The sequence below is a fragment of the Bacillus sp. (in: firmicutes) genome (genome assembly GCF_031983925.1).
Taxonomy (GTDB): Bacteria; Bacillota; Bacilli; order Bacillales; family Bacillaceae_G; genus Bacillus_A; species Bacillus_A pacificus.
Map to the genome: position 1 here is coordinate 208,086 of NZ_DALYZR010000005.1, position 10,782 is coordinate 218,867.

At 35.6% G+C, this 10,782-nt stretch carries 14 protein-coding genes; 2 read left to right on the forward strand and 12 right to left on the reverse strand.

What is annotated here, in order from left to right; all coding sequences use genetic code 11:
- Window positions 1-13 precede the first annotated feature (13 nt).
- The 7 genes from RTP99_RS17760 to RTP99_RS17790 form a co-directional block, all read right to left on the reverse strand.
- Complete coding sequence (locus RTP99_RS17760; RefSeq protein ID WP_001092304.1) at window positions 14-373, reverse strand: rhodanese-like domain-containing protein; 360 nt, start codon at window positions 371-373, stop codon at window positions 14-16.
- 30 nt (window positions 374-403) lie between these two features.
- The gene (locus tag RTP99_RS17765) at window positions 404-634 is read right to left on the reverse strand and encodes a sulfurtransferase TusA family protein (RefSeq protein WP_016716526.1); all 231 of its coding nucleotides are present in this window, start codon (window positions 632-634) and stop codon (window positions 404-406) included.
- A gap of 27 nt (window positions 635-661) precedes the next feature.
- Window positions 662-1,792 carry an MBL fold metallo-hydrolase gene (locus RTP99_RS17770; protein WP_001101326.1) on the reverse strand — a complete coding sequence of 377 codons (1,131 nt, stop codon included), beginning with the start codon at window positions 1,790-1,792 and terminating at the stop codon, window positions 662-664.
- A gap of 38 nt (window positions 1,793-1,830) precedes the next feature.
- Window positions 1,831-2,391: a sulfurtransferase TusA family protein gene (locus RTP99_RS17775; RefSeq protein WP_000023986.1), complete on the reverse strand. Its 561-nt coding sequence runs from the start codon at window positions 2,389-2,391 to the stop codon at window positions 1,831-1,833.
- Window positions 2,392-2,479: 88 nt separating this feature from the next.
- On the reverse strand, window positions 2,480-2,743 hold the full coding sequence (locus RTP99_RS17780) for a metal-sensitive transcriptional regulator (protein WP_000456204.1): 264 nt from the start codon (window positions 2,741-2,743) through the stop codon (window positions 2,480-2,482).
- A 191-nt stretch (window positions 2,744-2,934) separates the two neighbouring features.
- A complete protein-coding gene (locus RTP99_RS17785; protein WP_041184732.1) occupies window positions 2,935-3,519 on the reverse strand; it encodes a DUF3238 domain-containing protein in 585 nt (194 codons plus the stop codon).
- A gap of 121 nt (window positions 3,520-3,640) precedes the next feature.
- The gene (locus RTP99_RS17790) at window positions 3,641-4,225 is read right to left on the reverse strand and encodes a DUF3238 domain-containing protein (protein ID WP_000247257.1); all 585 of its coding nucleotides are present in this window, start codon (window positions 4,223-4,225) and stop codon (window positions 3,641-3,643) included.
- A gap of 145 nt (window positions 4,226-4,370) precedes the next feature.
- Between RTP99_RS17790 and RTP99_RS17795 the strand changes: the two genes are divergently transcribed.
- Entirely contained in the window at window positions 4,371-4,841 is a 471-nt protein-coding gene (locus RTP99_RS17795; protein ID WP_000372889.1) for a MarR family winged helix-turn-helix transcriptional regulator, read from the forward strand.
- Window positions 4,842-4,903: 62 nt separating this feature from the next.
- On the opposite strand, the gene RTP99_RS17800 is transcribed toward RTP99_RS17795, so the two are convergent.
- From RTP99_RS17800 to RTP99_RS17820, 5 genes are all read right to left on the reverse strand, one after another.
- Window positions 4,904-5,290 carry a DUF2606 family protein gene (locus RTP99_RS17800; RefSeq protein ID WP_000478580.1) on the reverse strand — a complete coding sequence of 129 codons (387 nt, stop codon included), beginning with the start codon at window positions 5,288-5,290 and terminating at the stop codon, window positions 4,904-4,906.
- Window positions 5,256-6,227 (reverse strand): trypsin-like serine peptidase, encoded by a 972-nt coding sequence (locus tag RTP99_RS17805; RefSeq protein ID WP_000887283.1) that lies wholly within the window; start codon window positions 6,225-6,227, stop codon window positions 5,256-5,258. The genes RTP99_RS17800 and RTP99_RS17805 overlap by 35 nt, the downstream gene beginning before the upstream one ends.
- A 174-nt stretch (window positions 6,228-6,401) precedes the next feature.
- Window positions 6,402-7,673, reverse strand: a complete 1,272-nt coding sequence (locus tag RTP99_RS17810) for a neutral/alkaline non-lysosomal ceramidase N-terminal domain-containing protein (RefSeq protein WP_011040029.1) — start codon at window positions 7,671-7,673, stop codon at window positions 6,402-6,404.
- A 109-nt stretch (window positions 7,674-7,782) separates the two neighbouring features.
- Window positions 7,783-9,201, reverse strand: a complete 1,419-nt coding sequence (spoVR, locus tag RTP99_RS17815; protein WP_001202715.1) for a stage V sporulation protein SpoVR — start codon at window positions 9,199-9,201, stop codon at window positions 7,783-7,785.
- 114 nt (window positions 9,202-9,315) lie between these two features.
- Window positions 9,316-9,876, reverse strand: coding sequence for a nitroreductase family protein (locus tag RTP99_RS17820; protein WP_000214810.1), 561 nt, complete (start codon window positions 9,874-9,876; stop codon window positions 9,316-9,318).
- Between the two features lie 232 nt (window positions 9,877-10,108).
- On the opposite strand from RTP99_RS17820, the gene RTP99_RS17825 reads away from it, so the two are divergent.
- Window positions 10,109-10,705 (forward strand): hypothetical protein, encoded by a 597-nt coding sequence (locus RTP99_RS17825; protein WP_000276995.1) that lies wholly within the window; start codon window positions 10,109-10,111, stop codon window positions 10,703-10,705.
- The last annotated feature ends 77 nt before the right edge of the window (window positions 10,706-10,782 follow it).

Sequence of the window (10,782 nt, forward strand, 5' to 3'; positions counted from 1 at the left end):
TTACATTTCCTCCTCACAAACCATTCATCCCGCCTGAAACATTGATAACGTGCTGAAACCCTAATTTCTTTAATACTTTTGCTGCTTGCTTACTTCTCATCCCGCTCTGACAAATAACGATTACTTCCTTATTTTTATCTAACTGACTTGCTCTACTAGCTAACTCATTTAAAGGGATATTTTGAAATCCTTTCATATGATTTCCTCTATATTCACTTACTGTACGAACATCGATAAGTTGTTTCCCCTTTTTTCCCGCTATATTCTTTAATTGTTTTCCACTTATATTTTGAACACCTTTAACTGGTAAAAAACGTGAAATAACAAATGCTACAGCAAATACAATGAAAAGCGTACTTAGTATTGTATTCATATAACCAACCTCTCTATATTTATAAAACTACTACGCCTTCTTAATCCAAAACTTCAGCACATCATCTTCTTCTACATGCTTTACAATGTCATGACCACTTTTATTTGCCCATGCTGGAATATCCTTAATAGACCCTTTATCCGTTACATGTACTTCTAACACTTCTCCCGTTTGTAAAGTATCCATCGCTTTCTTCGTTCTTACAATCGGCATTGGACATGCTAAACCTGTTGCATCTAATACTTGTTTTACATTCATCATCTATTCCTCCATTTTTTATTTATTTCATTATTCGTGCACTGCACAACGATTTGGACCAATCTCCATTTCACGCTCTTTATCCACACTTGGGTGAATTTTACCCATATTGGTTTGACGGATTTCTTCATATGCATTTGGCTGAGGTGGTAAGTTTTCTGTTACAGTTTTACGGAACTCTACCTCATCCTCAATATTTAACCCTGCATTATTCGCAAACAAATCTTTTAATTTTGCGCTAACAATACCACTTTCGGTCATTTCACTTACTTTTGAATAATGAGCTGGTAACACAACTAAATTTTGAGATAGCTCTTTATATCGGCTATATAAAGTATTACGTAAATCACTTACCCAATCTTCAGCCTTCCCAGCAAGATCTGGACGCCCGATTGAATCCACAAATAAAATATCGCCTGATAATAAATAGGAATCATCTACAATAAATGATGTACTTCCAATCGTATGCCCCGGTGAGTATAATGCGTCAATTCTAATTTTAGTACCCCCCACCGTAATAACAGTTCCTTCAACAAGCGGTTCGTATGAGAAAACAACTTCCTCCGCATCTTTTGGCGGTAACCAATACGTACCACCGACTTTTTCCGCTAGCTTACGTCCTCCAGAAATATGGTCTGCATGTAAATGCGTATCCATTACATTCGTAATCGTAACACCATGCTCTTTCGCAAATTCTTCATACGCTTCAACTGTTCTTACTGCATCAATAACTGCTGCTTCACCGTTTGAAACGACCATATAAGATAAACAACCTTTTCCAAGGCGGTTAAACTGATACATACTTCCGCCATTTTTTAAATCTCCAACTTTTATAGGCTTTACATATTCACTCCAAGCCTTCATACCACTAGCTAAATAATAAATATTTTCTAACCCAGCCTCTGTTAACTGCTCTGCCACAAATATAGAAGACCCTTCTTTTGCACATACTACTAAAACATCTTTATCTTTAGGCAATTCACTTGCAATATGATCTACACCCTCTAATAAATCAAAGTACGGCACATTCATTGAAGTAACTTCTTTTCCTTCAATTTTCCAATCTTCATAATCCGCCTCATTACGAACATCTAAAATAAACAACTCTCCGAATAAAACTTTCTCTGCAACATCTTTCGCTTGTAACGGTTTAACATTCATCCAATTACCCCCATAGGTATATTTTTATTTAAAAAATTTTAATTCTTTATATTCCCTTGCCACTCTAACATGCCTGGAATGACATTCTTCACATTTACATAACCTTTCTCTTTCAACATGTGGCAAGCTACATCACTACGGTTACCAGTTCGGCAAACAACATAAATTTGCTTCGTCTGATCTAAAGCTGCACTGTCTAACTCTCCTAACGGCACGGAAACAGCCGATGGTATATGACCAAAAGCGAATTCCGCTGCTTCTCGAACATCTAATACAATACACTCTTCATCACTTAATAATATCTCTTCCAACTCCGTATTCGTAATTGTAAGAGGATACTTCGCTACTTCATTCAATTCATGTTCATGTGCTTTTCTAACGTAATGCCTCAAAACATCGCCCTCTTGTTTCGTCCCGATATATTGATGCCCTACTTTATTCGCCCAGCTTTGTATGTCTACTGTAGACCCTTTATCTGTTGCCTCAATCTCAATCACTTGTCCTGACGTCAATCCTTCCATCGCCTTCTTTGTTTTCACAATCGGCATCGGACAAGCCAAACCTTTACAATCTAAACTCATATCCACTTTTATACTCATAGTCGATTCCTCCACAATTTATATACATATACCTGTAGGGGTATATTAAAATGTTTTTGAAAATCTGTCAACTCTTACGTTTGACAGATTATCGGCTTTTTACAAGTAATTGAACAGCTTCTTTAATTAACTCTTCATTTGAACCATTACCTTTTTCAAACTGCTCACGTAAACATTGCTCTAAATTTGTTCCAACAACAAGTCCAATTGTACGATCAAGTGCAGAACGAGATGCCGTTAACTGTGTAATAACCTCTCGGCAATCTTTTCCTTCTTCCATCATACGAAGCACACCACGAACTTGGCCTTCAATACGTTTTAATCTATTTTTCATATCTTGATTGTATTCCACTATAGACCACCTCCGTAATTATAACTATATTATACATTACTTTGTAACTTTGTATAATATCATATACCCTTAAGGGTATATTGTAAAGCGTTTTATTTTTTGAAACCTTCTAAGGTATAGTAAAAATGCAAAAGCTACTGATTGTATTAGCTTTTGCATTTCTCAACTACACTGCATTATTATCTTACTTCTTATAAACTCTTGTTAAAACTATAATCCATTTCTCCACCTAACGCTGCCGCTGTATCGCCCGTTTTTCTAAAATCATGTGTATATATTTCTTCAAATGTACCGAAATCTACTTGCTTATAAAATTCAAAACAAGGGAATCCATCATGCTCTCCTTGAACATCGATAGTACCATCCTTTTTCACACAGACATGTAATACATAATCTACAGGAGGTGCATATACATTTAATGGATTACTTGCACTCGCACTTATTTTAAATTGTACACCACCGGAATTCCATACGATATCAGTACACACAATATTTTCCGTACTCGCTTTTCCAGTTCTTTTATTCACCGAACCATCTGGATTCGTAATCTTCTCTGTCGTAATACCCGTATTCGCATATGAAAACACTTCTTCTTTATAAAAATCCACTACTACCTCTTGCTCCACTCTAGAGCGCATCGTATTTACCGCATGTGGTGTAAATTCACGTGAATCACCTTCAAATTGGATTACTTGTCCTGTTTCCATATCCTTCTTAGCTTCAGTCCAAGACATTGGAATAAATACACTGGCTCTAATTTTTACGATATTAGTCATAAAAAACACCTCTATAATTCTAATTTTATATACTGCATTATTTAATAAAAAATCCACCATTTCAGCTACATAATTAAAGCCTTTCTCTTTTATGTTGGCTACTTCCTTCATAAAAATGGTGCTATATTTTCGTTTTAAAGTTATATTCCATTTCTCCAGCTAGTGCTGCTGGAGTATCATTTGTTTCTCTGAAATCATGTGTATATATTGATTCAAACGAACCAAAATCTACTTGTTTATAAAATTCATAGCAAGGGAAACCATCATGTACACCTTCAACATGCAAAGTACCACTTTTATTAACTCGTATAGCCAACAAATAATCAGCTGCGGGTGCCGCCGCATTTAACGGATTACTTGCACTTGCTCTCATTTCAAATGAAACTTCATCTTCACTCCATACAATATTAGTACATGCGATGTTTTCTGTACTTGTTTCTCCCTTTTGATACTCAATTGAGCCATCTGGATTTGTAATTTTTACAGTAACGATGCAAGCATCTGCATATGTGAAAATTTCTCTTTTATAAAAATCAACAATCACTTCTTGTTCCAATCTTGAACGCTTTGTATTTACAGCGTACGGTGTAAATTCACGTGCATCTCCAGCGTATTCAAACACTCTTCCTGTTGCAGCATCCTTAATAGGCTTCAGCAATGCATACGGTGCAAATACACTCCCTCTAATTTTTACGATATTAACCATGTGAAACCTCCATTGATTCTATATTATATAAATCATTATTTGTTCTACAACATAATATAGTCAATTTGATTGACTATATTATGCATAGTACAATAAGTATCATATATAGTCAACTTAATTGACTACAAATACGGAGGTTATATACATGGATCAAACATTTAACGAGTTAGATCTTACATCGCTTTTATCATTATCATTTAGCACATTAATTACTGAACTACATGACAAATTAAATGAATTGGGATTTGAAGATATTAGGCCAGCACATGGTTTTATGTTCAAACGCATTCTACCTAATGGAGCAACGGGTATAGAACTAGCTGAATATTTAGGGGTTTCAAAACAAGCTGTAAGTAAAATGGTGGATTCTCTTGAGAAGAGTGGCTACGTTACACGCAAAACACATCCTACTGATAAAAGAGGGAAAATCATTGTTTTAACCGAACGTGGTTTGTCAGTATTGAAAGCAAAAGAAAAAATAGTAGCTGAAATAGAGCAACAATGGATTGAAAACATAGGTGCTGAACGAATGCAAATGCTCAAAGAAGATTTAACAACATTCGTTACGAAAGAAAATACAGGAAAATTATCATCAAATATACGACCTGTCTGGTAAACAAAAACTCCATATAAAAACGAATCCATTTTGATTATTCTTTTTCAAAATGGATTCGTTTTCTACAATAATATATTTATTACTCTCGTTTCATCTCTATCATTAACCCTAACTATTTGCGTCTCACTATTTGGTAAAAATACGATATAATTTCCCTTCCTCACATTCTTCCAAATAACTTTCCCTTCTTCATCCGTTTTCCCTATTGAAATCCCAATTTCTTTACTCGGCTCAGGTGATTCATCTTTCATAAGTATAATTTCAAAATCTTTTATTGGCTGTTTTTCTTTATTTTTCACGTGAAAAGTTACAGAATTAACAATCTTACTAAACTTCTTTTCATTATTTGCTATAGAACTAGACATTATGATAATGACCAATATACAACATAAAATCCATATAAACTTATTATATTTATTCAGACCATTTTTTAAGATTATTAAAAACATCATCTGTCACCCGGTTTCCAGAATTCCAAGAATTCCTTCCTACTGTATGGGTAGCTATTATTGTTACACCCGTACGAGAATAGTCATGATATACAGGTGCTCCACTTTGACATCCATAAGTGTCCATCTTATATGTTAAAATTCTAGGACTAGTGCCTTCAATTGGTCCATAATCTGTCCACATAGTATATTTTTCATTTCCTACTTTATCACACGGATACCCTGGAACTACTGCAAGTAACCCCTTTGGAGACTCTACATTAGTAGTTCTATATCCTAACCAACCTGTATAATCTCCAGGAGATCCATTTAATTTAATGGCTCCATAATCAAATTCCGAATCTCCATCATCAGTCCATCCACTTACTGAATAAAGCTTTGTCCAACTATAAGGCAAATACGGTGCTTGGTTTCCATTTCTACCAGGAGTCACAATAACATTTTTTGCCCATCCACCAAGCTTTTTATTGTAAACACAGTGCCCAGCTGTAAATACTGTATCTTTACTAATTAGCGCTCCTGTACACCCATAAACCTCTTGTCCATTAAATTGAATTACTAAGTGTACTATAGCCCTATAAGGATACAAAGTTGTATCAGTAACTCTAATTCGATCATCTCTTCCTATTATAGAATGTGTAAGGATATTAGATGAATAATTAAAATTACTGTCTCTTAATAAGTATCCCCAATCTTCCCCACCATGTTTACGCCCTTCAAATGAAGGTGAAACAAGATCTTCTCCCCTTCGATCATTACTATACAAAGATTGTTCTTGAAAAAGTACACGTTCTCCCTCATTGGAAACTGATGTCCACGGTACATCTTCTGCATACACCTTTTGATTCACTAAAAATACTGTACAAAAAAAGATAAAAAGAACACCAAAACTATAAAGAGCCAACCTACATCTTATAGAAATAAAGCTATCCAACATAACTTACCTCCTATACAAATGATAGCGAACAATTGAAGATCCCTTTATAAATTCTAGTTTTTCTTTTTTTAGAAGTCAATGTAATTAATAATGATAATCATTATTAATTACATTGACTTAACAAAATCACACAATTAGTCATATTCTTTACTCTGCGTTCAAAAATCTGTCTCATTAAAGGTTTACTTTATTACATAAACCCGTAACCTTCTTCACAATCAGCTCCGCAGTATTTTCCTCCAGTGGCATCAATAAATTCGTAACCGGTCCATACACTACAGGGCTTAATTCCACTTCATATCCACCATATGCGAATTCTTCTTTCGTTGGTAAGTAACCAATATATCCGTTCGTATATCCACCAAAGAAAGCTAGTTCATTTTGAAGACTCTCTTTCATTTCTAACGCAGTCTCTGAAAAAGGTTCCATCGGTATACCAGAGAATATACCATCATTAATTTGAAACAGTTGCACTTCTAAATCAATACGTAACTGCCGAATACCTTGCTTATATTTTTCTAAAACGATAGTAAGCCATTCATCCGTATTCACGCCCCACTGTTTCTCTGCTAATTGAGCCATGCTTCGTATCTCATTTATTCCAGGAATATCTTTCAACTTCATTTGCATCGTACTCGAAACTGTTCTTAAATTTACAATTGGGCTGTATGTAACTGTTGGCAACATCGTTAATACATGTCCACTAAGCGTGTAAGCCATTTGTTTTAACGCTTCCTTTGAACCTCTATACTTCGCATTCACATTACCAGCAGCTCCTTGCACAATCATAACAGGACAGTTTACGATTTTCTCAAGAATCTCTCTCGTCATTCCAGGATAATCTGCTGATAATACATCACTATCACCTTTTAAAACATTCGGATGCGCAATACAAAATACTACAATACCAGATAGCTCCTTCGTTTCAGCATTTCTTATTGCTAACATGCCAATACGTTTATCTACAACACCATCTATATTTGTTCCCATCTTTGCTCTTCCATCAGATGTTCTCTCTCTTCTGTTTACCCCAATATCACCTGTCGTAACACCCCAGCCAACTTCACATAGCTTCAAGTTGTTATTCGCAGTAACCGCACCGTGCACTACATTATTTACTAAAATCGTTTTATACGACTGTACGAGCGGATTATCACCGACCGTCTCTGGACCGGAATGCGTATGAGTATAAACAACCGTTATTCGCTCAAACGGCACATGAAGTTCACTCGCTACTTGCTCACGAATCATATTCGTATCTTCTACTAACATCCCAATATTATCAATACTTATAAACACAGTTTTCATTTCACCTTTTTCAAATACAAAAACCGTCCCATAAATACGTTCTTCAATATTATTTATTCCTGTCTCTCTATGATATCCGACAAAATCAATACCTATAGGCGGCGTAATATCCACCTTGCATACCCCTATTCTGCTCATTTGAATCGCTCCATTTCTCTATGTAACTCCCTTTTGTTTAAGAATAGCATATTTTACCTTTTTCCAAATAAAAAAGAACAGACATAGCATTCTATGTCCGTTCTTTCCGTCACACATACTTCCGATGCACCATCTTCCCATCATAAGAAAACACAACGCCCTTACTCTCCACGATCGACTCCATATGCACCGTTCTTCCCCATAGCTGATGAAGATATGGCAATACCTTTTCTAAGTATTTTAAATCGAGCTCAATTCCTTCGTAACTATGTTTAATGTACAATTCTCCGTTCTTTAAGTAGTCCCCGTCTTCTACTACCAAGTACGGGAAGCCACCATTTGTCCGCATATTTACGAGTTGATCACGCACATGTTCCCACTCTTTATCTATTACTTTATATTCTTTTCCTTGACGCTGGAATAAGTACATATCTTCTCTCATTACGAGATCTTTATTTAAGTAGTTTCTTAAAAACGATACGTCCCATTCGATTTCGCGTACTTCAAAGATTTTGTCACGACCAGATCCTGGTTTGACACCTCGTCGCTTCATTTCTTCTGTCGGGTTGTTGTAGCGCTCCTCAATATCTTCAAACATTTTAATACCGAGGTAGTATGGATTAATGCTTGTTTTGGATGGCTGAACGACGCCCGCATTTAATTTCGCAAATTCAATTGCTTCATCCGATGTTAAGTCCATTTCGCGAAGTATGCGTTGATGCCAGTATGATGCCCAGCCTTCGTTCATGATCTTCGTTTCAAGCTGTGGCCAGAAATATAACATTTCTTCACGCATCATCGTTAATATATCTCGCTGCCAATCTTCTAGCTCACGGCTATATTCTTCAATAAAGAGGAGTAAGTCTTTCTCCGGTTGTGGTGGGATTTTCTTCTTTTTACGCACATTGGAGCGTTCCCTCTTTTTATTTCGATTATCTAAATTCCATAAGTCATCGTATTGCGATACCTTTTTCTTTTCTACTTCTTCCTCTTCTAAATCATCAATACTCCATGCAAGTTTTGGACGCATGAGCGACGGATCAATATGCTCTTGAATGGCAAGTACGGCATCTAAAAATGTTTCTACCTCTTCTTTTCCGTACTTATGCTCATACGCTTTCACCCGTTCAGCTGTCGCTGACATACTTTCTACCATATCTCGCTTCGTATTTGAAAAACGAATATTATTTTTAAAGAAATCACAGTGCGCTAACACGTGCGCTACGATTAATTTATTTTGAATTAACGAGTTCGTATCTAATAAAAAGGCATAACATGGATCAGAGTTAATAACGAGTTCGTATATTTTACTAAGACCTAAATCGTATTGTAATTTCATTCTGAAAAACTGTTTCCCAAAACTCCAATGTGAAAACCGCGTCGGCATCCCATATGCACCAAATGTATAAATAATTTCCGCTGGACATATTTCATAACGCATCGGATAAAAATCAAGCCCAAATCCAGTCGCAATTTCCGTAATTTCCGCAATCGCATATTGCAGTGCTTTATCGTCACTTGCTCTCATTATTTTCCCTCCTTACACTTTCCCTTAAGAAAGTGTATGATTGAGAACAAGCTTTCATGAGGATTGATTGCATAATAAAAAGACACCCCCGTAAAAACGAGAATGTCTCATCTATTAACCTTCAATAATCTCCATCTTCTCTGTAATCGGTGTACGAGCTTTTCCTTCTGGTGCTTTATCGAAATAGCCAAGGTGAAGAATTCCAACGATGCGTTGACCTCTTGTTAAACCAAGTCCTTCTATAAATAATGGATTGTAGTTTAATCCGCCTGATTTCCAAACACAACCTAATCCACGTTCCCAAGCAAGAAGTTGGAAGTTTTGCATAAATGCGCATGTTGCAGCGTAATCTTCGTCGCGTTGAATCTGACGAGGATCTTCATTTATATACACAACGATTTGTGCAGGTGTGCTTAAGAAACGATCTGATAAAATTTTACCGCGTTTCGCTCTTTCTTCTTCTGTGAAAGAGTTTAATACTGCGTCCACTAATTTCTGACGACCTTCTCCAATGTATAATTTACAATTCCATGGTTCACGATGTTTATGATTCGGTGCCCACGTTGCGTCGTTTAATAGTTCAATTAACAACTCTTTGTCTACTGCTTTATCTGTAAATGTACGAACAGAACGTCTTTCTTTAATCACATTTGCGATGGAAGTATATGTAGTCATATTTTTCTCTCCCTTATTTTTATCTATATGTATACGTTTATTATTGATATTGATTTTCAATTTCGATTATACCTTAGTTTTTTACTATTAATCAATGTTTTATGTTGGAAAACTCCCAAAAACTTCATTTCATACTGTGAATAAAAAAACTTGATTTGTTCACAAGTATTTCACATTTTATGGAAATGATATGTGTACAGTTTTCCACATCATCTATCTAGGAGGAGTTTATATGTACAAAAAAATCGCAGTAAGTATGACTATGGCAGCATTATTATTCGGTACAACCGTCTTCCCAACTTTCGCTGCTACGCCAAAAGAAGTAACATTGCATCATCATAAACCAATTTCAGAAGAAGAAATGCAATCGCTCGAAAAACTCGGCTATAACAAACATGAAATTTGGAGAGCTGCCCACATTGCAAGAATGAGTAAAAAAGAAATTAAGGACGTTTTAGCTTACTATAAGCAAAATAAATCTTGGGAGAAAACAGCTGAGCATTTCGGGGTAGATCCAAGTAAGTTGAAAAAGCATCATATGAATAAAGAAACGAAAAAGGCGCTACTGCAAGAATTAGCAAATATGCAAAAATCTACACCAGACGGGCTAAAACAAAAAATGAAAGAATATAATATCGGATTACGTCAGCTCACGGTATTAACAATCATCTCTCAAAAAAGTAATACTCCCCTTGATGATGTGCTAAAAATGAAAAAAGACGGAATGGATATGAAACAAATTGCCGAAAAATTAAACGTAAAAAAAGAAGATATACGAGCAGAAATGATTAAATTAGTAAAGTCTATTAAGGAAAAGAAAACAAATTAATACGCCAAAAAGGAAGAGTTTTTCAATACTCTTCCTTTTCTTTATGAACTTTCAATTTTCAAGTATAAATTCCCGTC